The following is a 26547-nucleotide window of genomic DNA, read 5'->3' as shown; positions in this document are numbered from 1 at the left end:
TCGCTCCACAAGTCTCACGGCTTTTCTGTAGAGCGTGAGAGCCCTACCTATCCATTTGCGGCACACATTCGTCGGCTATGATGGCTACTGTGATCGCGCCATTGACACAGATGTGGATGTGTATGACTTCGCGCAACGCCGAGCAGATGCAAGTGTCGTTCACGGACGTATGCGCTTGCCGGTCTTGAACCGTATCAGCCCACTACCTTCGGTCCACCTGTGAAAAGAATCGCATCGATTTCGTTGGTACTGCTGGCCTTGATCGCTGTCTTGTTCTTCTATCTACGCGTGCAATCCGAAGCGGCGAAGCGACAGCCTGCAGGTGCTGCACATACTGCTGGCAACAGGACAGCCGATCCACAGCATGCCGCGACAGATAGTGCACGCAAGGCTGCCGCTCCGTCCATGTGGGCATCGGCCACCAGCACCCAGATCGATCTTGACTTCCATGAGACAAAGCGCAAAGCAGAGTCGGGCGACCCTGTGGCGCAACGAAAGCTCGCAGAAATGTATGAGCGGTGCATGATGTACAGCCAATCACCGCAGAATTTCAGAGGATTGATGGCGCTCTTTGCCAAGCAGGACATGCAACACGCAAAGCGCTATGCCGAGGTGGCAGAACGCGTTTCTCACTATTGCGACTCGATCGATGGGGGCAAGCCTATCCCGAGTGAGGCGTACCAACTTTGGTATGCCGAGGCTGCGCGGCGGGGGGATGTGATTGCCCAGATAAAAGTCGCAACTACCGTCGAACACCAGCCGAACGAAGAAACCTACCGCGCACTTGTCGCCAAAGCCTTTGAGAGCCGGGATCCCGAGGCCATCTTTGCCATTGGCGACATGCTGAGTCTGGCAAAGACATCCGTTGACCTGGGATCTTATGCATCGCAGGTGGGTGGAGACTATGCAGAGCATGCGTGGGAACTGGCTGCCTGCCGTGCCGGGGCTGCGTGTGGTTATGGGTCGTACCGCATCGATGCTGCCTGCAGCAGCGGCATGTGCAGCAATGCATCCGGCTACGAAAGCCTGATCAAGTACCACTTCGTTCCACCCGGGCAACAGAAATTCTTGGAGCGGGACGTAGAGCGGATCAGATTTCTCCTTCGGCAGGCAAACAGGGATAAGCCAACGGAAAGCGGCTAACGAATCGTCGCGCGCAATCGCCAGATAGGCATGGACTGCTGAGCTCTGGGCCGAGTGATAAGCGCCGATTCCGAATACTTGCTGTAATTGCTTGGTAGCGCCGCGGCAGTTTTGTGGGTGGCTCCAAATCGATATGTCGTTACTGACATTGGAATGAATCGGCAAGCTCAACGCAGCACTAACTTTACGGTGTCTGTCTGCTCTACCAGCTTTTCAGCTCGTCCGAGAGACCTCGACAACTGGCACACGCACATCCGCGCGTAGCTCCGTCTCTGCCACTGTCTCGGGATCGTCTAGATAGAGGTAGTGCAGCGGGGCATCGCGCAGCGCGTAGCCGCTACCGGGTAGCCAATCCGCGAGCAGGCCGTCGAGTGCCTGTTCCATTCCGGCATAGCTACCGGTATGCCGCAGCACGGCATGCGCACCTTCGCCCAGCACGCGCAGCTGCAGCGGTGCAATATGGGTGGCGAAGGCGATTCCGCACTCGAACACGTGCTGCGCCGGGGATACGTCGCGGTGGTCGCTCAACGGGATGCCGATCAATGCGTGCAGCTGCTCGATTACCCCCACCCGCTCGGCCCAGCCGGCAATGCGGCCGAAGCCGCGATCCAGGTCGTCGAACGAGCCGCGCTTGCGTAGCACAACCAATTCGAATGGCTCCAGCGTCTGCACGCTAACCCGCAGCGGTGCTGACGAGCTGTTTGCCAACGTTGCCGGCGTCGATAACTGCTGCAGCTTGCTGGCCCGCAATGCGGGCGCCGAGCGCAAGATGGTGGGACTGGCCTGCGGTGCGCTGCGACAGGCACGCGCCAGCGCCTGCGGTGTCTGGTAACCGACCGCGAGCGCGACCTCGGTCACTGACGCATCATCGCTGCCCAATAAATGCAGGGCTTGACTCAACCGCAAGCGTGCCACCGTGTGGCCGACGGTCTCATCGGTCAGGGCGCGATAGACCCGATGGACGTGATACGGCGACTGGTGCGCGATGCCTGCCAATTCGGCCAAATCCGGCAATGCGGCGCCGCTGCGAATGCTGGCCTGCAGATGCGCGATGACGCACTTCACGCCACGTTGCCAATTGGTAACTGCTGAGTCTGCTGCATGCATGGCGTTGGCTCCCTGGCGACGGCATCAGCATCGCCTGCATCGCGTGCCGGCGCGGTCCCGATCTTGCGGAATGTTTCACCCCGTTGCACAGCGTGGGGGCTCAACCCAGCCACACCGCCAACGTCACCAGCACCGCGGTTTCGGTCAGTTCCACCAGCGCGCCGCAGGTATCGCCCGTCATGCCGTCCAGGCGCTGCATGCAGGCGCGGCGCCATAGAACGAAGACCACGGCGGCAGTGCCGAGGCAGGCAGCCGCGATCGCTGGGCCGGCGGTGATGCAGACCACGACCGCCACTATCAACGCCAGCCACACGCCTGCGCGTGGTGCGGCGACCAGCGCGCTGCCGATGCCGCCAGCGCGCACGTACGGTGTAGTCAAAAATGCAGCTACCACCGCGGCGCGTGCCAGCAACGGTGCCAGCCATAGCGCACCCGGTGCATGCGGCAGCAGGGTGGCCAGTGCGGCGCATTTGAGCAGCAACACCAGCACCACGGCGGTCACTGCCATCGGTCCGCTGGTGGGATCTTTCATGATCGCCAGGGTGCGTGCGCGGTCGCCCATACCGCCGACCCAGGCGTCGGTCATGTCGGCCAGCCCGTCCAGGTGCAGGGCGCCGGTCAGCCAGGTCAATGCGCTCAACAGCAATGCCGCGCCCAGCAATGGCGCGATATCGCGCAGGCACCACGCCAGGCCACACAGCAGCGCACCGAGCAGCAGGCCGACCGCCGGATACCACGGCAACGACCGTGCCTGCACGCCCGGCCGGGCGAACACCGCGCCGGGCACCGGAATGCGGGTCAGGAAGCCGATCGCCGCGAGCAGCCCATCGATCATCCGGCGTCGTGTGCAGACTGCGGTGCTGCTGCCGGCACAGATGGCAGCGCTGCGGCAACGCCGTTGGCCGGTGTCCAGGCCAGCGGATGCAGCGAGGCATGCGGCACCGCCAGCTCGGTCATGCGGCCGAATCCATTGCCAGCCACCATGCACTGCACTGCACGGATGGCACCGCCATGGGTGACCACCAGCACGCGGCGCGCCGGGTAGGTGGCGACCACCGCATCCAGCGCCGCGGCGAGCCGCGCGCAGAACGCCTCGAAGGGCTCGGCCTGCGGCGGCGGGTAGCGCAGCGGGTCGGCCCAGAAGCGGCCAAGCGCCTCGCCTTCGTCGCGATCGATCTCGGCCACCGGTACGCCTTGCCAGCGGCCGAAGTGATATTCGCGCAGCCGTGCGTCCAGCTGCAGCGGCAAGCCGCGCGCGCCGGCCAGTTCGGTGGCGAAGGCCGCGCAGCGCTGCAAGCTGGACGACACCACCACCTCCCATTCGCCCTCGGCGGTGGCTGCGCGCAATTGCTGCCAACCCAGCTCGGTGAGCGGGTCGTCGAGCTGGCCGCGATAGCTGCGCTGCCCGGTGTCGCCGTGCCGCAGCAAGGTGATCTGCGTGCTCATGCGTCGGACACTCCGGCTTCGGCAAAGGTAGCCATGCCGTTGTGCAAGGCGCAGGCGCTGCGCAGCAGTGGAATCGCCACCGCCGCGCCACTGGCTTCGCCCAAACGCAGGTCCAGTTGCAGCAACGGCTCGGCATCCAGCGCGTGCAACAACGCGGCGTGGCCGCGCTCCTGCGAGCGGTGTCCGAACAACAGCCATTCGCGCACGCCGGGATTCAGACGGGTGGCCACCAGCGCCGCAGCGGTGGTGATGAAGCCATCCACCAGCACCGGAATGCCGGCCTGCGCGGCGGCGATATACGCGCCGACCAGGGCGGCGATCTCGAATCCGCCGAGCCGGCGCAACCGTTCCAGCGGCGTGGCGGCGTCGGCATGCAAGGCCAGTGCGCGGCTGATCACCGTTGCCTTGTGCGCGATGCCTTCGGCGTCCAGGCCGGTGCCGGCGCCGGCCATCGCCTGCGGAAACTGCGACAACAGCGCGCAGCCCAGGGCGGCAGCGGCGGTGGTGTTGCCGATGCCCATTTCGCCGCCGACGAACAACTGCGTGTCGCAACTTTTGGCCTGCGCGATGCTCTCCGCACCGGCGGCCAGCGCGTCGCGCAACTGGCCGGGGGTCATCGCCGGTTGCTCGCAGATGTTGGCGCTGGAGGGGGCGATCCAGGCGCGACGCACGCGCGGCAACTCGCCGGGGTCGTTGACCACACCCAGATTCACCACTTCCAGCCGCGCACCGAGTTCGCGCGCCAACACCGCAATGGCCGCACCGCCGCGTGCGAAATTGCGCACCATCTCGCCGGTGACCGCCTGCGGAAACGCCGACACGCCCTCGGCGGCAACGCCATGGTCGGCGGCGTACACCGCAATCCACACGCGCTGCAAGGTCGGCTGCGCGTTGCGTTGCCAGGCCGCCAACTGCACGGCCAGTTGCTCCAGCCGGCCCAACGCGCCGGGCGGTTTGGTCAGTTGTTCCTGCCGTGCCAGCGCAGCCGCGCGCACGCGCGCATCCGGCACCGCGCATGCGGCAAAGATCCAGTCGCTACTCACAGCTGTTCTCCTTTCAACACCATCGGCAAACCCGCCACGACAAACACCACACGCTCGCACTGTAGCGCCAATGCCTGATGCAGCCGGCCGGCCTCGTCGACGAAACGACGCGTGAGTTCGCCCAGCGGCACGATGCCCTGCCCTACCTCGTTGCTGACCAGCACGATCTGCCCGGGCAACTGCGGCAACGTTGCGAGCAGTGCGTCGCGTTCGCGCGCAAACGCGCCCGCCTCCGGGTGGCCCAGCAGGTTGCTCAGCCACAGCGTCAGGCAATCGACCAATACGCAGCGATCGGGCGCGGCCAGCGCCTGCAGCGTGGCGGCCAATGCGATGGGTTCTTCCACGCACTGCCAATGCGACGGGCGCTGGCTGCGGTGATGGGCGATGCGTTGCTGCATTTCGTCATCGAACGCCTGCGCGGTGGCTACATAGCACACCTGCTCGGCCGCGCTGGCGGCGAGACGTTCGGCCAGTGCGCTCTTGCCCGAGCGCGCGCCACCCAGAATCAATTGCCGCATGCCGGCTCCTTGCTGGTGAGCCGCGTCAGCGCGGCGGTATCCAGATGCGTGTGCACCGCATCGGCAAGACGGTCGAGCGTGGCCTCGCGCAGCGCGGCCAGATCCAGCGGCGTTGCCTGCGCCAGGCCGGCCCATGCGAGTAACGCGGCCAGTGCCTGCGGGTGATCGAAGATGCCGTGCAGATAGGTGCCCAGCACCTGGCCGTCGTCGGAAATGGCGCCATCGCTGCGGCCATCGTCCAGCTGCACCAACGGCCGTGCCAACGCAGCGCCGGTGCTGAGACCACAGTGGATTTCATAGCCGCTGGCAGCCGCATCGCCCAGCGCCAGGCGCCCATGCACGCGGTGCAGTTGCTTGTGCGGGTGCAGCTGCGTGTCCAGTGCCAGCCAGCCCAACCCGGTACTGCTGCCGGCCGGGCCTTCGATGCCATCGGGGTCGTGGATCTGCTCGCCCAGCATCTGCAGACCACCGCAGATCCCGAGCAGCTTGCCGCCATACCGCAGGTGGCGTGCGATGGCGGTGTCCCAGCCGTGTGCGCGCAGCCACTGCAGATCCTGGCGCGTCGCCTTGCTGCCGGGCAGCACGATCAGGTCGCAGGGCGGTGGCATCTGGCCCGGGCCGACCAGCTGCACCTCCACCTGCGGATGCGCCCGCAATGCATCCAGATCGGTGTGGTTGCTGATCCGCGGCAGCACCGGCACCACCACGCGCAGCTGCGCGTGCGGCTTGTGCAGCGCCTGCCGCGGCAGCGCATCTTCGGCCTCCAGCTGCAGACCGTGCAGATACGGCAACACGCCGAGCACCGGCTTGCCGGTTTCGCGTTCCAGCCAGTCCAGGCCCGGTTGCAACAGCGCCAGATCGCCACGAAAGCGGTTGATGACAAACCCGGCAACGCGTGCGCGTTCGCTCTGCGACAGCAAGGCCAAGGTACCGACCAGATGCGCGAACACGCCGCCACGGTCGATGTCGGCAATCAGGATCACTGCGCAATCCACCGCCTCGGCATAGCCCATGTTGGCGATATCGTTGGCGCGCAGATTGATCTCCGCCGGGCTGCCGGCGCCTTCCACCAGCACTACGTCGAAACGCTCGACCAGTCGTGCGTGCGAGGCCAACACCGCGGCAAGCGCGGTGGCCTTGTAAGCGTGGTAGCCCACCGCATCCAGCGTGGCGACCAGGTGCCCATGCACGATTACCTGCGCGCCGGTGTCGCTGTTGGGTTTGAGCAACACCGGGTTGAAGTCGGTGTGCAGCTCCAGTCCGCAGGCTTGCGCCTGCACCGCTTGCGCGCGGCCGATCTCGCCACCATCGACGGTGACTGCCGAGTTCAGCGCCATGTTCTGCGGCTTGAACGGTGCCACCGCAATACTCTGGCGATGCAACCAGCGGCATAGCGCGGCCACCAGCGTGCTCTTGCCGGCATCGGAGGTGCAGCCCTGTACCATCAACACGCGGGCGCTCACGCCAATACCTCGCGCAGTGCCGCATCCAGGCGTGCTTCGGCGGCCGCATCGGGCGGCAGGCCGAAGCGCAGACTGGCCGGGGTATCGAACAGGCGGGTCAGGATGCCGCGTTGCGCCAGCGCCGCATGCAACACCGCCGCATCGTCGCGCCGACACCATTGGAAAAACGCAGTGCCTGCGGTGGGTGCGATCGCGTGGCTGCGCAACAGCTGCGCAAGCCGCTGCGATGCCGCGTGCAGGCGTTCGCGGGCCTGCGCGTGCCAGTGGGTATCTGCCAACGCCTGCTGCAGCGCCCAGCGGGTGGGGCCGCTCACCGTCCATGGCCCCAACTGCTCGCGCAGTGCATCCAGCAGCTGCGGCTGCGCACACACGAACCCGGCCCGCGCACCGGCCATGCCGAAGAACTTGCCGACCGAGCGCAGCACGATCAAGCCCGGCTGCGGCGTCTGCGCGCACACGCTGTCGTGCGGTGTGGCATCCATGAAAGCTTCGTCGATCACCAACCAACCGCCGCGTGCCGCCAGACGTGCATGCAGCTGCAACAGCACTTCGCGATCGAAGGTCTCTGCGCCTGGGTTATTGGGATGGATCAGCACCACCACATCGAAGGTCTCCGCCGTCTGCAGCAACGGTCCCGCCGGCAGCGGCACGACGGTGTGGCCGGCGCGTCGCCACGCGTGTGTATGTTCGGCATACCCCGGTGCCAGCACGCCCACCCGGCTGCGGCTGCGCAACAGCGGCAAGGCCTGAATCGCCGCCTGCGAACCCGCAACCGGCAACACGTGCGGCGCGTCGTAATAGGCCACGGCGCTGCCGACCAGGCCATCGTCGTCTTCCGGCAAACGGTGCCACACCTGCTCCGGGATGGCAGGCACGGACCAGACGAACGGGCTCACCCCGGTGGACAGATCCAGCCAGTGCGACAACGCAATCCCGTAGGTCTGCGCGGCGCGGCGCAACCGGCCTCCGTGTTCAAGCATGAGCGACTCCACGAGATGGTGCGTGACTGCACAGAGATTGCCGATGGTCGACGCAGCGCCTGCGCGCAAGGGGTTGGCGGCCGGTCATGGCGTCACCAACGCCAACGCCAGTGCACCGAGCAACAACCACAGCAGCACCCCGGCACGCACCAGCAGCAGCGCGCGGCGCACACTACCGGCGCTGGCCGGCAGGCCCTTGCCCAGACGCGGCCGTGTCTGCCAGTGGCCGTGGTACGGCGCTGGCCCACCCAATTGCACCTGCAGCGCGCCGGCACCTGCCGCCATCACCGGGCCGGCGTTGGGGCTCTTCCAGCCGCGCCCCTGCTGCCAGGCGCAGCGCATGCCGGTACGGCTGCGGCCGAGCAACGCGTAAGTCACGGCGGTGAGCCGCGCCGGCAGCCAATTGAGCACATCGTCGATGCGCGCCGCAGCGCAGCCGAAGTTGGCGTAGCGCGGCGTGCGATAGCCCCACATCGCATCCAGCGTATTGGACAGCCGATACAGCACCGCGCCCGGCGCGCCGAGCAGCACACCCCAGAACAGCGCGGCAAACACCGCATCGCTGCCGTTTTCCAACACCGACTCGGTCGCTGCGGCGGCAACCTGCGTGGCATCGAGCGCGGCGGTGTCGCGGCTGACGATACGGCCCACGGCCAGACGCGCCGCTGCCAGGTCGTCGGCCTGCAATGCGTCGATCACCGGCTGCGCATGTTCGCCCAGGCTGCGCAATCCCAGCGCCAGATACAGCATGACGGCGGCAAAGACAGTTGCCGCCCACGCCGACCACCACCACAGCAGCGCTTGCAACGCGGCTGCCAGGAGCGTCCATGGCACCACCGTCGCGCACCAGGCCAGCACGCCTGCACCGCGACGATCGCGGTACAGGCGTGCTTCCACGCGCTGTGCCCATTGGCCGAACAGCACCAGCGGATGCGCGCGCCGCGGTTCGCCCAGCAGCAGGTCCAGCAGCACGGCCGCCGTGGCAATCACCAGCGCCATGGTGGGCCGCCCTGCGTCATGACAGGACACACGCCGATGCAGCTGCAGGCAAAATTGCACGCGCGTGGTCATGTCTACAACTCGATGCCGAGCTGCGCCTTGATGCCGGCGTTGAAGGCATGCTTGATCAGGCGCATCTCGGTGACGGTGTCGGCGACCTCGATCAACCCGGCCGGCGCACCGCGCCCGGTGATCACCACATGCTGTCCGGGCGGACGCGCGGCCACGGCTGCAATCACCTCGTCCAGCGCGATGTAGTCCTTGACCAGGGCGATATTGAGTTCGTCCAGCAGCACGAAGTCGTAGCGCGGGTCGGCCAGCATGCCGCGCGCCAGTTGCCAGGCGGCCTGCGCAGCGGCGATATCGAGTGTACGGTCCTGGGTTTCCCAGGTAAAGCCTTCGCCCATCACGTGGTAGTCGAGCAGATCCGGAAAGCGGCGGAAAAACGCTTCTTCGCCGGTGGAAAACGTGCCCTTGATGAACTGCACCACGCCGCAGTACAGGCCATGCCCGAGCGAGCGCGCCAGCATGCCGAAGCCGGACGAACTCTTGCCCTTGCCGTTGCCGGTATTGACCAGCAGCACGCCACGGTCGATGACCGCGCGTGCGATGCGTCTGTCCACCAGCTCCTTCTTGCGCTGCGCGCGTTCGCGGTAATGTGCGTCGTCGTGTTCGGGTGTGCTCATGCGCGTGCTCCAATCGGGTGACGTGTGGCGATGCCACGCAGTACAGCCAGCAGCGCGAAAGCGACGCCGACATAGCCTGCCAGCGTGCCGAGTGCGTGCGGGTAATAGTCAGGCACGCGCGCGACAAAACCGCCCAACGTGGCCTGCGGATAGCGGCCGGACAAGAAGTAGAAGCCGCCCTTGGAGAGTAAATACGCCAGGCTGCCGCTGAGCAGCACTGCGCACAGCAGGCGGGCCGCATCGCGCCACACGTCGCGGTGCAGCTGCAAGGCATACACGCGCCCACCCAACCACAATGCCGCATACGCCAACGCTAGCGCCCAATAGGCCGGCGACAGGCACCAGTCACTGATGCTGCCGGAGACCAGGCCGATCAGATCCAGCGCAGACGCCACCCCGAACAGCAGCGGCAGCATCCACCGCGGGCGCTGCAAGGCACCGGCCAGAAAGAACACCGCCCACGATGCGTTGGGCAATGCATCCACGCTGGCGAAATGCTCGCCGCGCGTGCCCACCATCAACAGCACCAGCGCGCTACCGCACATCCATGCGGCGGTGCCTTGCAGTGGCGCGCGTGCCGGCGTGCGCGTTTGCCGCGCAACCGTCATGACCGCTCCAGCGGGGCCGATAACGGCGACGCAGTGCGCGCGGCACGCCAGCGCAACACACACCACGCACCGGCAAGCGCAACCGCCAGATACAGCGCGGTGGTGCGCACGAACAACGGGCCCCACTGCGCTGCGCGCTGCAGATACTGCGCCCAATGCGGCTCGGCATAGCGCCCGCCCCACCAGTAGAACGCGCCGTTGGAAATCAGGAACGACACCACTGCGGCCAAGGTGCCCAGCGCCCACGCAATACACATCGACCTCGCATCCGGGCGAAGGCGCGCGTGATAGGCCCGGCCGGCGTACCACAGCACCCCGTACGCCAGCGGCAGCGCCGCGTAGGCGGCGGTGATGCAGAAGTCGCTGACACCGGCCAACGTGACTGCGGCCCAATCGATCGCCACCGACAACAGCAGCAGGGCGACAAAAAACGCGTGCCGTCGCACCGCCAGACCGCCCAGAAAGAACACCGCCATCGATGCATCCGGCAGATGCAGCCAGTCGCTGACGTGATGGAAGCGCGTAGCGGTCATCACCAGCATCAAGGCGATGAAGACAGCGCGTTCGGCGGCACGGGAAAGCGGAGTCATCGGTGTTCCTTTGAAGACAGACGCAGCTGCGCTAGCGGTGGGAACAGGCAACCGGTGGATGCTGCAGCGTACGGGTGGCGCATGACCGCTGATGCTGCTGTGTCACTGGCGCCGGCATATCTGCAGCCGTTTCCCCATTGGGGCCTCGGCGCGAGGCACTGTCGCCGGTACGAGCAACTGCGCGATGCATGCGTCCAATCGCCACCGGCCGCATGCATCCCGCCATCGCACATGCACCGGCTGCCCGCGCGCTACTGCGCCGCCTGGTAGCGGAAGGTGAGCAGATAATTGCGTCCCGGCTGGGCATACCAGCGTGCGGTCTCGTACTGGCGGTCGAACACGTTGTTTGCGGTGAACTGCACCTTCCAGTCCGCATCGATCGCATAGCTCACGCGCAGATCCAGCAGGCCGTAACCGGCCAGCCGCTCGGTGTTGGCCAGATCGTCGTAACGCTTACCTGAACCGAACAGGCTGGTGCCGACGCTGAAGGCACCGAAGCTGCGGTCGGCATCGATGCGCCCGCTCTGCCGCGCACGCCGCGGCAACCAGTTGCCGTGATCGACCTCGCCATCGGCCTGCGGCTGCAGCCAGGTCAGCGCGCTGCGCAGGGTCCAGCCGGCCAGCTCGGTGTCGTAGCCCGCTTCCACGCCGCGAATGCGCGCCTGGTCGATGTTGTTCGGCTGCCCGAACGGGTGAGTGGCATCCACCAGCGCCGCGTCGTAGGCAATCAGATCGTCGATGCGGGTCTGGAAGGCATTGAGCGTCCAGGTGCCCCAGGCGTAGCTGCCGCGCAGCCCAATCTCGGCGCTCTTGGAGGTTTCCGGCCCCAGCAACGGATTGCCGTAATCCGGGTAATACAACTCGTTGAAGGTGGGCGCCTTGAACGCGGTGCCGTAGCTGGCGGTCACGCGCAAATGCTCAGCGAAGTCCCGGCCCCACAACAGGCTGCCTGTGGTCTTGCCACCGAACTGGCTGTTGTCGTTGCGACGCAGGCTGGCCTGCAGCGACTGGCTGCCGAAGCTCTGCTGCCACTGCGCAAACGCGGCGCGGTCGATGCGGCTGTCGGCATCGTAGGTGTCGCTGCTGGCGATGGCGTCGCGCTGCCAGTCGAAACCGACCGTGAGCAGGCCCGGCCCGGTGTTGACGTCGGCCTGCAACGAGCCCTGCTTGCGGCGCGTGTCGTAGGTCGACAGGTACGCACCGTCGTAATACGCGTCGCTGAAATCGGCGCTGCTACCCAGGCTGGCGGTGAAGGTCAGCGCATCGCTGGGCGCATAGCGCACGCGCCCGCCCACGGCCTGCTGCACGCCCTTGGACAGATTGCCGCCGAAGGCCGAGCCGTCGTATTCGTTGCGGCTTTGCGCCCGCAAGGCGTGCACGTCCGCATCCCACTGCCGGTTGAAGCGCCAGCCGCCCTGCGCGCTCAGCGAATCGTTGCGGTAGCCGTCGCGGTCCGGATCGTAGGCACTCGAGCTGGTGTCCAGATACGCATTGATGCCATCGGTTTGGTCATGCACGGCGTTGAGCGAATACCAGCCGCCGGCTTCGCTCAGATCGCCCTGGCTGCGCCCGGCGACACCGGCGCCATAACGGCGCGCATTGTCGCTGCCGGCCGCCACGCTCAGCGTCGGCACGAAGCGGCCTTGCGGGCGACGGGTAAAGATCTGGATCACGCCGCCCAGCGCTTCGGAGCCATACAGGCTGGAAAACGGCCCGCGCACGATCTCGATGCGTTCGATCTGCTCGATCGGCAGATCCTGCAATGCCGCACCGCCCGCAGTGGCCGAGCCGATGCGCACGCCGTCGATCAGCACCACCAGATGATCCGATTCGGTGCCGCGCAGGAACAACGAGGTCGCCTTACCCGGACCACCGTTATTGGCCAGCGACACCCCGGCTTCGCCACGCAGCAGGTCCTGCAGCGAATTGATCTGGCGGCGCTCGATCTGCGCGCGGTCGATCACCGTGACCGGCGCCAGCGTCTGGTCCTGGGTCTGCGCGGTCCGCGAGGCGGTGACCACCACTTCGTCGAGATCGATGGCGGCTTCGGCCTGGGCCAGATTGATCACGCACAGCGACAATCCCGCGGCCAACACGGCGCGAGATGGCAAAACGGAAGAAAGGGACATCTACTGCTGCTCCTGAAACCGCGCCGACCCGCGCGGGGGCAATGGGGCGACACGCAGCAACGGGCCAGCCGTCCGACGCAGCAGCATCGGACGCGCAAGGCCACGCCCACCGCGTGCCGGGTCAATCCCTCAGGCCGGTCTCCGGGCTTGCGAGCGGAAGCGGATGCTTCCCGGGTCTGCGCCTTCCCATGCAAAGCACAGTGGCGTGACGTGCAGACCCTTGTCTCGCCCACCGTTGCGGGGGCAGCTCCGGAATTACGACTCGCCCAAGGCGATGCGCGCACCGGATTCCCGTTTAAACCACCGGCCAGCCGGCAGTCACCTCAGGGGCGCGCATGGTAGCAGGATTGGCTGGCGCCTCAGCGCTCTGGTGCGACCGACCAAGCGCAGCGCGTCGCCACGCGCCGGGGTGGTGACTACTGATTGCTTCTCTCATCGGAAGAAGGTGGCGCGCAGCGCTGGATGAGGGGACAGAGCGCAGCCTCATGCCATGGATAGAAGCAGCATGCTGGGTTGCTTGCATGTCCGCCATCGAGCTTGATCTCGCACATATGCGTGGGCTTCGCCCCCGTCATTGAGATCGCCCCCCCCACACCCGCTCCGCGCCCCAGCCCACGCTTGCGCTTGCGGCGCGTGCGCTCCAAGGCCACCCGCGCCCATCGCGCGCAAGCTGTGCCTCCTCGCCCCGACGGGAGAGGGGCGAGCCGTTCCGGGCGGGAGAAAGGCTTCAAGCCAAGCGTCATTGGCGTGTTCAAGATGTCCGGGTCATGGAAGCGAGGTCACGAGGCGGCAGCGCGGCTGGGGATTTGGCGGAGAGCGGCACAAGGATGTGCCGCGGCGGCGAGTCAGACAGGATGTCTGACCGAGCCGAAGAGCCGATCCCCAGCCGCGCTGCCGCGCTCACCGAAGCCAGTACCGGCGGGCATCGTGCTTTGCCATACCCAACCCCACCCCGCTCCGCGCTAGCAGTACGCGCGCACCAAGACACGCGCACCGGTGGCGCTCCCGCCGTGCCTTGGTATCCGACGGGAGCGTTGTTCCAAGAGTGGCCAACAAAACGTAGCGAGCAGTCGTCAGGTGGGTGTGGACGGCGCGGAAGAACCGGAGTGGACGCGTGGTCCATGCCGCACCGAGTACCGGCCGCGCTCGCCTGGCGGTGAGCACAGTCGGCGTGTTGGCTGCGCTAAAACCTCACGCTCCCTGTAGCGCCTGCTCCAGATCCGCCAGCAGGTCGTCGATATGTTCGATGCCGATCGACAGGCGCACGGTGTCTTCGCTGACGCCGGCATGTTCCAGTTCGGCCGGACCGAGCTGGCGGTGCGTGGTGGATGCCGGATGCGTCGCCAGCGATTTGGCATCGCCGATGTTGACCAGCCGCGTGAACAGCTGCAGCGCATCCAGAAACCGCGCGCCCGCGGCACGTCCACCGGGCAGGCCGAAGGTCAGCACGCCCGAGCCGTGCCCGCCCAGATACTTCTGCGCCAGCGCATGCTCGGGGTGATCCGGCAACGCGGCGTAATTGACCCAGGCCACCCGCGCGTGTTGCTGCAGATACCTTGCAATCGCCAATGTATTGGCATTGATGCGCTCCATGCGCAGCGGCAGGGTTTCGATGCCTTGCAGGATCAAAAACGCATTGAACGGCGACAACGCCGCCCCAGTATTGCGCAGCGGCACCACCCGTGCGCGGCTGATGTAGGCGGCCTCGCCCAGCGCCTCGGTATACACCACGCCGTGGTAGCTCACGTCCGGCTCGTTGAGACGCGCAAATCGCGCCTTGTGCTCCGCCCACGGAAAGCGCCCGCTGTCCACGATCGCACCACCGATGCTGTTGCCATGCCCGCCCAGATATTTGGTCAGCGAATGCACCACGATGTCCGCGCCGAAGTCGATCGGCCGCAGCAACGACGGGGTGGCCACGGTGTTGTCCACGATCAGCGGTACGCCATGCGCATGCGCCACGGCCGCCACCGCTTCGATATCGGTGATGTTGCCGCGCGGATTGCCGATCGACTCGACGAACACCGCCTTGGTACGGTCGTCGATCAGGCCGGCAAACGCCTGCGGATCGCGATAGTCGGCAAACCGCGTGCTGATGCCGAACTGCGGCAGCGTATGCGCGAACAGATTATAGGTACCGCCATACAACGCACTGGACGACACGATGTTGTCGCCCACCTCGGCGATGGTCTGGATGGCGTAGGTCACCGCCGCCTGCCCGGACGCCAGCGCCAGTGCACCGATGCCGCCTTCCAGCGCCGCGACGCGCTGTTCCAGCACATCGTTGGTTGGGTTCGTGATGCGACTGTAGAGGCTGCCCGGCACTTTCAGATCGAACAGATCCGCGCCGTGCTGGGTGTTGTCGAAGGCGTAGGCAACGGTCTGGTAGATCGGCACCGCCACCGCCCGCGTGGTCGGATCGGGGCGATACCCACCATGCACGGCGATGGTTTCGGGCTTCCACTGCGGGTCGGTCATGGTGCGGCTCGGTCGGGAGAAAACAAGGACGATACGCGGCTGCTGCCATGCCCCTCATGACAGAACGCTATGACGACATCGCCAACTGTCAGCTCCTGCAACGGCGCACCCGCGATGGCTACCGGCAACTCTGCGCCCCTGCAACTGTCGATCAGTGGACCGGCTTATGGTAGACGTCGTGCAACATTTTTCTGTACTGCTCCATGGGAGGTAGTCCCATGCGCTGGCGACGTGCATCCAGGCCAGCTTCGTCCTCAGTGGGCTGCAACGACATGCGGCCATCCGCATCGGTCTGAAACTGGGTGCCGTAGCGCTGAGGCTTGCCTTGCGCGCGCAAGACGCGATCGGTGAGCAGCGCAACGTCGTCAGGTGCCACATCCTGCCTGGCAAGCGCCGCCTCCATCAGTGCCAACACCTGCGCCTGAAACGCTGGGTCGGCGTCGGAGTGCTGTATCAGTGTCCATGCTGCATTGGCACCGTCTTCGCCCACCAGGCGCCGTCCCGGCCACCCCTGCGTTGCGACGACTTGCTTGAGCCATTCGGTATTTTCGCGCGTCACCGGCACGATAGATGCCCAGTCGGCTGGCTTGCCCCCAGCAGCGATTGCTGCATTTTGCGCTTGCTGATCCTTCTCCACGCGCGCAAGCAATTGCTGCCGCAACTGCGGATTCTGTGCCGCCTGCTGCTGCACATTGATGCGTTCGGCCTTCGCCAAAAGTGCAGGCCACCCGCGCATCTTTCTTAGACGATTCAGGCCAGGTCGATCCTTGCTGCGCAAATCATCGATGGAAATGCGCCCTCGTGGAATTTCATCATCGAGATAGCGCATCGCCTCATCGGTCCGTTCTGCTGCCGCCAGGCATTCTGCGCGCAGGAGTTCGCCATTCTGTGGCAGTTCGCCGGATGAGCGCTGCAATGCGTCCATTACCTCGGCACAGCGCGCATAGTCTTTTGCCTCGTAGGCATTGAGCGCGGCGAAAACATCCGGCACTTCCCCTGCGTGCAGGGCACCTGCCAATCCCAAGGCGACGCCGAGGTAGATCGGGACATACGCAATACGCATCTGAAGTTCCTTGCCAGATGAGACGTTCGATTGGAGAAGAGCGCGACGGTTCGCCACGCTCCCAAACGACCTGAATGATGCAGACGACGCCTCGTATCCTGCGGGACGACCCGCCCTTCAATCAAGCCTTTCCAAACGCCAGACGCCCGCCCTCGACACGCACGCGCACGGTGTCGCCGCTGATGTAATGCCCGGAGAGGATCTGCTGGGCCAGCGGATTTTCCACCTGCGACTGGATCGCGCGCTTGAGCGGTCGCGCGCCATACACCGGGTCGAAGCCGACGTTGCCGAGCAGATCCAGCGCGGCATCGTCCAGATCCAGCTTGAGTCCGCGTTCGGCCAGGCGCTTTTCCAGGCCCTGCAACTGGATGCGCGCGATCGACTTGATCTGCGCCTTGTCCAGCGGATGGAACACCACGATGTCGTCCAGCCGGTTAATGAACTCCGGGCGGAAATGCGCCTGCACCACGCCCATCACCGCGGCCTTCATCTGCGTATAGGCCTCGGCACTGCCGTCGCTGGAGAGCTCCTGGATCTGATGCGACCCCAGGTTGGAGGTCATCACGATCACCGTGTTGCGGAAGTCCACGGTGCGGCCCTGACCATCGGTCAGACGGCCATCGTCGAGCACCTGCAACAGGATATTGAAGACATCGGCATGCGCTTTTTCGACCTCGTCGAGCAGGATCAGCGAATACGGGCGGCGACGCACCGCTTCGGTGAGATAACCGCCTTCTTCATAGCCCACGTAGCCCGGAGGCGCACCGATCAGGCGCGACACCGAATGTTTCTCCATGAACTCGCTCATGTCGATGCGGATCATCGCTTCGGTGCTGTCGAACAGGAAGTCCGCCAACGCCTTGCACAACTCGGTCTTGCCCACGCCGGTCGGCCCCAGGAACAGGAACGAGCCGCTCGGACGATTGGGGTCGGACAGGCCGGCACGCGAGCGACGCACCGCATCGGACACCACCTTGATCGCCTCGTTCTGACCAACCACGCGGTGATGCAGTTCGTCTTCCATGCGCAGCAATTTGTCGCGCTCGCCTTCGAGCATCTTGTTGACCGGAATGCCGGTCCAACGCGACACCACTTCGGCAATTTCTTCGGCGGTCACGCGGTCCTGCACCAGCTTGAAGTCGTGATGCTCCACTTCGTTGGCCAGCAGCATCTGCTTTTCCAGCTGCGGCAACACGCCGTACTGGATCTCGCTCATCTTGGCGTAGTCCTGGCGACGCTGCGCCGCTTCCAGCTCCAGCTTGGCGTGCTCGATCTGCTCCTTGACCTTGGTGGTGCCCTGCAGCGCGGCTTTTTCCGACTTCCACAGCTCGTTGAGGTCGTAGAACTCGCGTTCGAGCTTGTCGATATCGGTTTCCAGATCGGCCAGGCGCTGACGCGAGGCGTCGTCTTTTTCCTTCTTCAACATCTCGCGCTGGATCTTGAGCTGGATCAGCCGGCGCTCCAGGCGGTCGAGTTCTTCCGGCTTGGAGTCGATTTCCATGCGGATGCGCGATGCGGCCTCGTCCATCAGGTCGATGGCTTTATCCGGCAACTGGCGGTCGGTGATGTAGCGGTTGGACAAGGTGGCCGCCGCCACGATGGCCGGGTCGGTGATCTCTACACCGTGGTGCACGGCGTAGCGTTCCTTCAAGCCACGCAGAATGGCGATGGTGTCTTCCACCGTCGGCTCGCCCACGAAGACTTTTTGGAAGCGACGCTCCAATGCCGCATCTTTTTCGATGTACTTGCGGTACTCGTCCAGCGTGGTGGCGCCGATGCAATGCAGCTCGCCGCGCGCCAGCGCCGGCTTGAGCATGTTGCCGGCGTCCATTGCGCCATCGGCCTTGCCTGCACCCACCATGGTGTGCAGCTCATCGATAAACAGGATGATCTGGCCTTCGTTCTTGGACAGGTCGCTGAGCACCGCCTTCAAGCGCTCTTCGAATTCGCCGCGGAATTTGGCACCGGCAATCAGCGCGCCCATGTCCAGCGACAGCACGCGCTTGCCGCGCAGGCCTTCAGGCACTTCGCCATTGATGATGCGCTGGGCCAGGCCTTCGACAATCGCAGTCTTGCCCACGCCGGGTTCGCCGATCAGCACCGGGTTGTTCTTGGTCCGGCGCTGCAACACCTGGATGGTGCGGCGGATTTCTTCGTCGCGGCCGATCACCGGATCCAGCTTGCCGCTCTCCGCACGCGCGGTGAGATCGATGGTGTATTTCTCCAGCGCCTGGCGCTGCTCTTCGGCATTTTCCGATTGCACGGTTTCGCCGCCGCGCAGCTTGTCGATGGCCGCTTCGATCTTCTTCTTGTCGCCGCCGGCCGCGCGCAGTGCCACGCCCAGCGGGCTGGCATCGTCGGCGGCGGCCAGCACAAACCACTCGCTGGCGATGAACGCATCGGCATGTTGCTGAGCGAGCTTGTCGGTCTGGTTGAGCAGGCGATTGAGATCGTTGCCGATCGACAGGTTGCCTTCCTGTCCGGACACCTTGGGCAAGGTATCCAGCGCCTCGCCAAGACGCTCGCGCAGCGACGGCACGTTGACCCCGGCCTGCGACAGCAGCGGGCGCGTACTGCCACCGCTCTGATCGAGCAGCGCGGCCAGCACGTGCACCGGCTCGATGATGTTGTGGTCGCGGCCCACGGCCAGCGACTGTGCGTCGGCCAGTGCCTGCTGGAACCGCGAGGTGAGCTTGTCCATCCGCATGGGAAATCCTCTGAACGGGTGGCCGGCAACGCCGGCGATACCGTGCAGATGCGGCTGCCGAGCGGGGTTTCAAGGTTTGATCGGCACGGAACGAACCGAGACCACGGCCACCGAGACCGCCTTCTCCGGCCCCGAGTGTCGTTGCGAGCTGCGGGCAGCGCGGTCTGGCATCGGCCACGGGGCCGACCAACGGACGATTGCTACACGATCCGTCGCAACGGCACTGCCGCATGCAAAGCGCTGCCGCCACCCGCGATGCCCTGCCCCGCATCGCCCTGCGCGGGAGTTGCCGCCGCACCTGCCTGCGCAGCGCCCAGCAGACGCGACAGCACCTGCGTTTGGATCGTTGCCAGCGCGGGGGTGCCGGGTGCGCGCGGGTGCGCCACCGGCACGGCGACATCCAGGCCGACCCGGCCCTGCTCGATCACCACGATGCGGTCGGCTAGTGCGCTGGCTTCGGCCACATCATGGGTCACCAGCACCAGGGTGAAGCCGTACTGCCGCCACAGCTGCACGATCAGCTGCTGCATCTCGATCCGCGTCAACGCATCCAGCGCGCCCAGCGGCTCGTCCAGCAGCAACAGCCGCGGCCGATGCACCAATGCGCGCGCCAGCGCCACGCGTTGCCGCTGCCCACCGGACAACGCCGCCGGCCAGTCGCCGCCGCGCGTGCCCAGCCCCACCGCATCCAGTGCCGCCTGTGCCTGTGCGCGCCCCGCGCGACCCAGGCCGAGCGCCACGTTGTCGATCACCCGCTTCCAGGGCAGCAGCCGCGCATCCTGAAACATCAGCCGCACCGCATCGCGCCGACGCGCCAAAGGTGCATCGCCACTGTCCACGCGACCGGCATCGGCGCTCTCCAGACCGGCGATCACGCGCAGCAGCGTGCTCTTGCCGCAACCACTACGGCCGACCACCGCCACACAACTACCCGCTGCAATCTCCAGATCGATGCCGCGCAACACATCGCTGCCGCCATAGCGCTTGCCGATGCCGCGCAGGGTCAGCGGCAACCCGTTGCCTGCCGCCGTCATCGCCGCACCTGCGCGCGCCGTTGTTGCGCCGGGTGCCAGCCCAGCCACCAGGCTTCGAGCCCGCGCGCGGCAAGATCGGCCAGCTTGCCAAGCACCGCATACAGCACGATCGCCACCACCACGATGTCGGTCTGCAGGAACTCGCGCGCATTGGTTGCCAGGTAGCCAATGCCGGAACTGGCGGAGATGGTTTCGGCCACGATCAAGGTCAGCCACATCAGCCCCAATGCAAAGCGCAGCCCCACCAGAATCGACGGCAGCGCGCCTGGCAGCAACACATCGATAAACAATTGCGGCCCACGCAAGCCGTAGTTGCGTGCCATCTCGATCAACGCCGGGTCCACGCTGCGGATGCCGTGATAGGTATTGAGATAGATCGGGAAGAAGGTGCCCAGCGCCACCAGAAACAACTTGGCGCCCTCATCGATGCCAAACCACAGGATCACCAGCGGAATCAGCGCCAGATGCGGCACGTTGCGCAGCATCTGCAGGCTGCTGTCGAGCAGGCGCTCGGCCACGCGCGACACACCGGTCAACAGGCCCAGCGCCAGGCCAAGGCTGCCGCCGATGGCCAGGCCCACGGCGGCGCGCCAACTGCTGATTGCCAGGTGTTGCCATAGCTCGCCGCTTTGCACGAGCGTGGCCGCCGCACGCAGCACCGCATCCGGCGCCGGCAGGATGCGCTGCGGCAGCCAGCCAACCGATGCGGCGCCCTGCCATGCCGCCAGCACCGTCAATGGCAATACCCACGGCAGCAGCCGGTTGCCCCAGCGCAACGCACGCGCGCTCATGGCATCGCTCTCGTGTTGCCGGTGCGCAGCGACGACGCAGCCGTGCGCATCACTTGCCTGCCGCTTGCGCGGCAACCGTGGCCGGTGCGCGCCACACCGCGGGTGCCACCAGCACGCGCTTGGGCAATAACCGCTGCGCATAGAACAGGTCGGCGGTGGCCTGCTGCGCCTTTATGACCTCGGCGCTGAGCGGTTGCACGCTGGCCGGCGGGCGGTGCGCCAAGGTGCGCTCCACCACCGCAGGCGACAGCCCACTCACCTGCGCCAGCACCTTGATACTGCCGGCGCGGTCGCGTTCCAGCAGGCCATCGGCCTGATTGAGCGTGCCCATCACCTGCTGCACGAACGGGCCCCATGCCGTGGCATAGCGGCGCGACGACAGAAAGAACCCGCCGGTCAACCCCAACCCTTCGCCATTGGCGAGCAGGCGCGCACTGCCATCCAGCGTCAACGCCGAATACCACGGGTCCCAGATCGCCCAGGCATCCACCTGCCCGGCCGCAAACGCGGCACGCGCATTGGCCGGCGACAGATACAGCGGGGTGATGTCGCGCAGGCTCAGGCCGGACTTGGCCAACAACCGCAGCAGCAAATTATGCGCGCTGGATCCTTTTTGAAACGCCACCCGCTTGCCCTTGAGATCGGCCACGCGGCGCAGCGCGCTCTTGGCCGGCACCAGAATGGTTTCGGCCTTCGGCGTCGGCGGCACCCAGCCCACGTACAACAGATCGGCACCGGCCGCCTGCGCGAACAACGGCGGAATATCGCCGGCCCCGCCCAGATCGACGCTACCCACGTTCAAGGCTTCCAGCAATTGCGGCCCCGCTGGAAATTCCACCCAGGTAATGTTGGTGCGCGGGAAGCGATGCTCCAGCAGACGGTGCTGTTTGGCCAGCACCAGGCTCGACACCGCTTTTTGATAGCCGATACGCAGCTGTGCAGGGTCGGCCGCAGACGCGCGCGGCAACCACGCGACACTTACCAACAGCATCACCGCCCAAGCCACACGCATGCGCATCGACGATCTCCTCATTGCCAATCGGTTGACGGTTTTTCCCACAGGTTGATGCCGCCCTCGACCGCGAAGCGATCGATCTCGGCCAACTCGTCTGCGCTGAAACTCAGGTTGCGCAATGCCGCGACATTTTCGACCAACTGCTCTGGCCGGCTGGCACCCAACAACCCCGAACTCACCCGCGCATCGCGCAGCACCCAGGCCAGTGCCAGCTGCGCAAGGCTTTGTCCGCGACGCTGCGCAATCGCATTCAATCCACGCGCGCGTTGCAGGTTGTCGTCGGACAGATGCTCCGGCCGCAGCGATTGCCCACCTGGGCGATTGACGCGCGCATCGGCCGGCACGCCATCGAGATACTTGCCGGTGAGCAGGCCCTGTGCCAGCGGCGTGAATGCGATCACCCCGGCCCCGATGTCTGCGGTGGCATCCAGCAGCTCGTGCTCAAGCCACCGGTTGAACAGGTTGTAGGCCGGTTGATGGATCAGCAACGGCACCTTCCACTCGCGCAGCAATGCGGCGATCTCACGCGTGCGCGCCGCCGAATACGACGACACGCCCACGTACAGCGCCTTGCCTTGTTGCACGGCGCTGGCCAATGCGCCGGCGGTTTCTTCCAACGGCGTGTCCGCATCGAAACGGTGCGAATAGAAGATGTCCACATAGTCCACGCCCAGCCTTTGCAGGCTCTGGTCCAGGCTGGACAACAGATACTTGCGCGAACTGCCGCCCTGCCCGTAGGGGCCGGGCCACATGTCCCAGCCGGCCTTGGTGGAAATGATCAATTCATCGCGATACGGCTTGAAATCCTCGCGCAGCAAACGGCCGAAGTTGCGCTCCGCGCTGCCATACGGCGGGCCATAGTTGTTGGCTAGATCGAAATGGGTGATGCCCAGATCGAAGGCGGTGCGCAGCAAGGCGCGCTGGGTGTCGATCGGCGTGCTGTCGCCAAAGTTGTGCCACAGCCCCAGCGACAATGCGGGCAAGACAAGGCCGCTACGGCCGACACGGCGGTAGGCGATGCGGTCGTAACGATCGGGATGTGCGAGATAGGTCATCAGAATGTCCGGTAGATCAGCGTGCGCTGAAGCGATTGACGGGGCGTGCCAGCCCCAGATGATCGCGCAAGGTGCGCCCTGCATAGTCACGCCGAAACAGACCACGCCGTTGCAGCTCCGGTACCACGTGCGTGGCCACATCGGCCAGGCCACCAGGCAGGTGCGGCACCAGCACATTGAAGCCATCGGCGGCGCCTTGCTCGAACCACGCCTGCAACTCGTCGGCAATCTGCGCGGGCGTGCCGATCAGGCTGTAATGCCCGCGCCCACCGGCAATGCGCCGGCCGAGCTGGGCAATGCTCAACTGGTCCTGCTCGGCCAGTTCGGTGAACAACTGCTGGCGGCTGCGCTGGCCAGTTTCGGTGAGCGGCAATTCCGGCAACGGTCCGTCCGGCGGATAGCCGGACAGATCGAAGTTGCCCAGCATGCGCGACAGCAGCGCGATGCCGACCTCAGGCTCCACCAGCTCCTGGAACTGCTCGAATTTTTCCTGCGCTTCGGCCTGGCTTTGTCCCACCACGATGAACACGCCCGGCAGCACCTTCAATGCATCGCGCGTGCGGCCAAACTGCTCCAGCCGCTCTTTGATATCCGCATAGAACGCCTGTGCCTTGGCCAGCGACGATTGCGCGGTGAACACCACCTCGGCGGTTTCTGCCGCCAGCGCGCGCCCGGGCTCGGACGAACCGGCCTGCACCAGCACCGGATGCCCTTGCGGCGCGCGCGCGATATTGAGCGGCCCGCGCACCTGAAAGTGCGTGCCGCGATGATCGAGCACATGCGCACGCGCCGGGTCGTGATGCAGGCCGGCCGCCTTGTCGGCAATGAACGCGTCATCGTCCCAGCTGTCCCACAGGCCAGCGACTACCTGCTGAAATTCGCGCGCCCGCGCATAGCGCTCCGCATGCACGTAATGCGCATCGCGATTGAAGTTGAGCGCCTCATCGGCGGCGTCGGAGGTGACCAGATTCCACCCGGCCCGTCCGCCAGACAGATGGTCCAGCGAGGCGAACTTGCGCGCCACGTGATACGGCTCGTTGTAACTGGTGGTCATGGTGGCGATCAGGCCGATGCGCTCGCTCACCGTGGCCAGCGCGCTGAGCAGCGTGAGCGGCTCGAACAGGCTGGAACGCGCCATCCGCGGTGCGATCGGCCCGCCGGCTGCGGCCAGGCTATCGGCCACGAACACGGCATCGAACTTGGCGGCCTCGGCGATGCGCACCATCTCGCGGTACTGCGCAAAATCCAGCGTGTCTGCGCTCGCCTGCGGGTGCCGCCAGGCCGCGACGTGGTGGCCGGTCGCCATCAGGAAGGCACCCAGCGACAGCTGCCGTGGCGCGCTCATCGCCGACCACCCAGCAGGACGCACTGCGTGTGCTTGATCTCACTGTGTAAACCCATCGATTGCATCCTCAAAAATCCTTGTGCACTTGCACGCCGACGTAGCGCCGGTCGTCGCGCGGGACCAGCCGGTAGACATTGCCGGTGGCATTGGCCAACAGCGGCGCATACGCGCGATCACCCAGGTTGCGGCCCAGCACCGCCACCCGCCAGCCATGCGCGTCGTCGGCCAGCGCGATGCTGGCGTTCCAGATCGCATACGGGCCCTGCAGGGTTTGCGCGGTCTGGCTGAGGTCGTACTGCACGCTGTCCTGCCAGCTCACATCGCCGTTGAACTCCACGGCCAGGCTGCCACGCAGCGGCACGCGGTAGCCGGCACGCAGATTGCCCTTCCAGTCCTGCGAAAACGGCAGCGGCTTGCCGTCGACATTGCAGTTGGCCGCCGCTGCCGCCGGGCACGCGAAGCGCTGGATGCGCGCCTGCGTATACGCCAGCGATGCGGCCAGGCTGAGCCGCTCGGTAGGCCGGTAGTCCAGATCCAGCTCCAGGCCTTGCGTGCGCACCTGCCCGGCATTGATCAACCGCGTCACCACCTGCCCGGCCACGGTGTCGAAGAAGTTGGCCTGGTAATCGGCATAGTCGGTGTGAAACAACGCCACATTCGCACTGAGCCGGTCGTCCAGCGCGCGCGTCTTCAACCCCAACTCCCAGGCGGTTGACGTCTCCGGCCTCAGCGCCGGCGTGTCGCGCGGCTGCATGTTGAAGAACACGTTGTAGGCCGGGCCCTTGTAGCCACGCGAATAGGTGAGGTAACCGGTGGTCTGCTCGTTAATGTCGTACTGCAGGCCGGCGCGCCCGGACACGCCATGTTCGGAGGTGCTGCCGGCGCTGGCCGTGGAGGGCTGAATCCCGGTGACCGCTGTTGCCGCACTGGACACGCGCTGATGCTGATACTCGAGCGTGTCGCGGGTGACGCGCGCGCCCAACAAGGCGCGCAGGTCCGGGCGCCAATGCCAGGTGGCCTCGCCGAACAGCGCATAGGTCTGCGCGCGGGTGTCGTAATCGGCCACACCCACATTGCTGGCGGTGGGTGTGGTCACGCTGCGGCGATAGGTTTCGTCGCTACGAGCGTGCAGGTAATACAGCCCGGCCACCGCTTCCACTGCACGGTCGCGCGGGGTCTGCACGCGCAGTTCCTGCGAATACTGCGTGTAGCCCAGCTCGCCACGATCGTGCGATGCCGGAAATGCCGCACTGCGCTGGGCAGTGCGGTCGCCGTCCTGGAACTGCGTGTTATCCCATTGCCGCCATGCGCTGATCGAGGTCAGCACCACCTCGCCGATATGCCGGTCCAGTTGCAGCGACGCGCCCTTGTTGATGTCGTCCAGAAAGGTGGGGTAATCGCTGTTGATCTTGCGGTTGTCGGCACTGCCACGTACCGGCGCAAGCGCAGCGGCAAAGTCGGTGCGTGTGCTGGCAACGACGACGCCGCTGGGCGCATCGCTATGCGATTTCAGGTAATCGGCGAGCAAGGTCGCGCTGAAGTCCGGGCTTGGCGTGAGGTCCAGCCGCACGCGTGCGCCGGCGCGCCGGTAGCCATTGACGGTCTGCCCGTCGGCCACATTGCGCACGTTGCCGCCGTATTCGGCCCACACCGCCGACACGCTGGCCTTGAGCACCTCCGGCACCAGCGCACCGCCGATGCTGGCATGCACGCGGTCTTCGTCGCCGCCGCCGAAGTGGGAATAATCCACATAGCCGCCAAACACCTCCGGCGCCGGCTTGCTGACGATATTGAGCACGCCGGCCGAGGCGTTCTTGCCGAACAAGGTGCCCTGCGGCCCACGCAGTACTTCGATACGTTCGACATCGAGCAGGTCCAGGGTGGCCTGCCCCGGGCGGCCCAGCACCACGCCATCGATCACCGTGGCCACGCTGGGCTCCACGCCCGGCGAGGTAGAAATGGTGCCAACGCCACGCAGGAACAACTAGGTGTCCTTGTTGGATGCGCCGCTGCGAAAGGTCAGGCTGGGTACCAGCGCCGGCAGGTCGGCCACGCTGTTGCGGTTCTCGCGCTCCAGGGTCTGGCCCTGCACCACCGACACCGCCACCGGCACCTGCTGCAAGGTCGTTTCGCGGCGCGTGGCGGTCACCGTCACCGCGCCCAGCGTCTGTGCCGCGCTCTCCGGCCCTGCTGCTTCGCTCGACGCGTTGGCCAGCGCCGGTGTGCACGCCACTGCAAGACTCCACGCCAGCAACTGAGGTGTTCCCCACACCCTCGACGCAGGTACGATCCTCGCAGGGGTTCGGTGTTGCACAAGCATGCAGGTCCTTCGTATGGGCTGGAGAGC

At 65.9% G+C, this 26547-nt stretch carries 21 protein-coding genes, 1 other RNA gene, 1 pseudogene and 1 riboswitch; of the genes and pseudogenes, 1 reads left to right on the top strand and 22 read right to left on the bottom strand.

All coding sequences use genetic code 11. The features are described 5' to 3' along the window. Positions 1-243: 243 nt before the first annotated feature. Positions 244-1143, top strand: coding sequence for an SEL1-like repeat protein (locus tag XdyCFBP7245_RS14855; protein WP_146091678.1), 900 nt, complete (start codon positions 244-246; stop codon positions 1141-1143). A gap of 213 nt (positions 1144-1356) precedes the next feature. Here XdyCFBP7245_RS14855 and XdyCFBP7245_RS14850 read toward each other — a convergent pair whose 3' ends face one another. The 22 genes and pseudogenes from XdyCFBP7245_RS14850 to XdyCFBP7245_RS14740 form a co-directional block, all read right to left on the bottom strand. Next, positions 1357-2208 (bottom strand): AraC family transcriptional regulator, encoded by an 852-nt coding sequence (locus XdyCFBP7245_RS14850; protein WP_244907823.1) that lies wholly within the window; start codon positions 2206-2208, stop codon positions 1357-1359. A gap of 142 nt (positions 2209-2350) precedes the next feature. Further along, positions 2351-3085, bottom strand: coding sequence for an adenosylcobinamide-GDP ribazoletransferase (locus tag XdyCFBP7245_RS14845; protein WP_104616334.1), 735 nt, complete (start codon positions 3083-3085; stop codon positions 2351-2353). Further along, the gene (locus XdyCFBP7245_RS14840; protein WP_104616333.1) at positions 3082-3696 is read right to left on the bottom strand and encodes a histidine phosphatase family protein; all 615 of its coding nucleotides are present in this window, start codon (positions 3694-3696) and stop codon (positions 3082-3084) included. Before XdyCFBP7245_RS14840 ends, XdyCFBP7245_RS14845 begins: the two co-directional genes overlap by 4 nt. Continuing rightward, positions 3693-4739, bottom strand: a complete 1047-nt coding sequence (cobT, locus tag XdyCFBP7245_RS14835; protein WP_104616332.1) for a nicotinate-nucleotide--dimethylbenzimidazole phosphoribosyltransferase — start codon at positions 4737-4739, stop codon at positions 3693-3695. The genes XdyCFBP7245_RS14840 and cobT overlap by 4 nt, the downstream gene beginning before the upstream one ends. Then, positions 4736-5257, bottom strand: a complete 522-nt coding sequence (cobU, locus tag XdyCFBP7245_RS14830) for a bifunctional adenosylcobinamide kinase/adenosylcobinamide-phosphate guanylyltransferase (RefSeq protein WP_104616331.1) — start codon at positions 5255-5257, stop codon at positions 4736-4738. Before cobU ends, cobT begins: the two co-directional genes overlap by 4 nt. Then, complete coding sequence (locus tag XdyCFBP7245_RS14825; RefSeq protein ID WP_104616330.1) at positions 5245-6720, bottom strand: cobyric acid synthase; 1476 nt, start codon at positions 6718-6720, stop codon at positions 5245-5247. The genes cobU and XdyCFBP7245_RS14825 overlap by 13 nt, the downstream gene beginning before the upstream one ends. Next, a complete protein-coding gene (gene cobD / locus XdyCFBP7245_RS14820) occupies positions 6717-7700 on the bottom strand; it encodes a threonine-phosphate decarboxylase CobD (protein ID WP_104616353.1) in 984 nt (327 codons plus the stop codon). The genes XdyCFBP7245_RS14825 and cobD overlap by 4 nt, the downstream gene beginning before the upstream one ends. A gap of 84 nt (positions 7701-7784) precedes the next feature. Next, a complete protein-coding gene (cbiB, locus tag XdyCFBP7245_RS14815; protein WP_104616352.1) occupies positions 7785-8699 on the bottom strand; it encodes an adenosylcobinamide-phosphate synthase CbiB in 915 nt (304 codons plus the stop codon). A 74-nt stretch (positions 8700-8773) separates the two neighbouring features. Beyond that, on the bottom strand, positions 8774-9385 hold the full coding sequence (cobO, locus tag XdyCFBP7245_RS14810) for a cob(I)yrinic acid a,c-diamide adenosyltransferase (RefSeq protein WP_104616329.1): 612 nt from the start codon (positions 9383-9385) through the stop codon (positions 8774-8776). Then, positions 9382-9993 (bottom strand): hypothetical protein, encoded by a 612-nt coding sequence (locus tag XdyCFBP7245_RS14805; RefSeq protein WP_211287708.1) that lies wholly within the window; start codon positions 9991-9993, stop codon positions 9382-9384. The genes cobO and XdyCFBP7245_RS14805 overlap by 4 nt, the downstream gene beginning before the upstream one ends. Beyond that, positions 9990-10583, bottom strand: a complete 594-nt coding sequence (locus tag XdyCFBP7245_RS14800; protein ID WP_104616328.1) for a hypothetical protein — start codon at positions 10581-10583, stop codon at positions 9990-9992. Before XdyCFBP7245_RS14800 ends, XdyCFBP7245_RS14805 begins: the two co-directional genes overlap by 4 nt. 251 nt (positions 10584-10834) lie before the next feature. Next, entirely contained in the window at positions 10835-12712 is a 1878-nt protein-coding gene (gene btuB / locus XdyCFBP7245_RS14795) for a TonB-dependent vitamin B12 receptor (RefSeq protein ID WP_104616327.1), read from the bottom strand. A 115-nt stretch (positions 12713-12827) separates the two neighbouring features. Further along, positions 12828-13053: riboswitch (cobalamin riboswitch) on the bottom strand. Positions 13054-13759: 706 nt separating this feature from the next. Then, positions 13760-13835: non-coding RNA, sX9 sRNA (locus XdyCFBP7245_RS14785), on the bottom strand. 68 nt (positions 13836-13903) lie between these two features. Then, complete coding sequence (locus tag XdyCFBP7245_RS14780; RefSeq protein WP_104616326.1) at positions 13904-15190, bottom strand: O-acetylhomoserine aminocarboxypropyltransferase/cysteine synthase family protein; 1287 nt, start codon at positions 15188-15190, stop codon at positions 13904-13906. Between the two features lie 151 nt (positions 15191-15341). Further along, complete coding sequence (locus tag XdyCFBP7245_RS14775) at positions 15342-16253, bottom strand: DUF6624 domain-containing protein (RefSeq protein WP_104616325.1); 912 nt, start codon at positions 16251-16253, stop codon at positions 15342-15344. Between the two features lie 121 nt (positions 16254-16374). Continuing rightward, positions 16375-18960 (bottom strand): ATP-dependent chaperone ClpB, encoded by a 2586-nt coding sequence (clpB, locus tag XdyCFBP7245_RS14770; protein ID WP_104616324.1) that lies wholly within the window; start codon positions 18958-18960, stop codon positions 16375-16377. Positions 18961-19160: 200 nt separating this feature from the next. Then, complete coding sequence (locus tag XdyCFBP7245_RS14765) at positions 19161-19994, bottom strand: ATP-binding cassette domain-containing protein (RefSeq protein WP_104616323.1); 834 nt, start codon at positions 19992-19994, stop codon at positions 19161-19163. Then, positions 19991-20785 (bottom strand): aliphatic sulfonate ABC transporter permease SsuC, encoded by a 795-nt coding sequence (gene ssuC / locus XdyCFBP7245_RS14760; RefSeq protein WP_104616322.1) that lies wholly within the window; start codon positions 20783-20785, stop codon positions 19991-19993. The genes XdyCFBP7245_RS14765 and ssuC overlap by 4 nt, the downstream gene beginning before the upstream one ends. Before the next feature lie 49 nt (positions 20786-20834). Beyond that, positions 20835-21803 carry an aliphatic sulfonate ABC transporter substrate-binding protein gene (locus tag XdyCFBP7245_RS14755; protein ID WP_170068660.1) on the bottom strand — a complete coding sequence of 323 codons (969 nt, stop codon included), beginning with the start codon at positions 21801-21803 and terminating at the stop codon, positions 20835-20837. A gap of 11 nt (positions 21804-21814) precedes the next feature. Further along, the gene (mgrA, locus tag XdyCFBP7245_RS14750; RefSeq protein WP_104616320.1) at positions 21815-22855 is read right to left on the bottom strand and encodes an L-glyceraldehyde 3-phosphate reductase; all 1041 of its coding nucleotides are present in this window, start codon (positions 22853-22855) and stop codon (positions 21815-21817) included. Positions 22856-22871: 16 nt separating this feature from the next. Then, complete coding sequence (locus XdyCFBP7245_RS14745) at positions 22872-24200, bottom strand: LLM class flavin-dependent oxidoreductase (RefSeq protein ID WP_104616319.1); 1329 nt, start codon at positions 24198-24200, stop codon at positions 22872-22874. Positions 24201-24267: 67 nt separating this feature from the next. Next, positions 24268-26520, bottom strand: a pseudogene (locus XdyCFBP7245_RS14740) (TonB-dependent receptor). Between the last annotated feature and the right edge of the window lie 27 nt (positions 26521-26547).

Source organism: Xanthomonas dyei (assembly GCF_002939865.1).
GTDB classification, from domain to species: Bacteria; Pseudomonadota; Gammaproteobacteria; order Xanthomonadales; family Xanthomonadaceae; genus Xanthomonas; species Xanthomonas dyei.
This window is presented reverse-complemented; position numbering and strand designations above follow the sequence as displayed.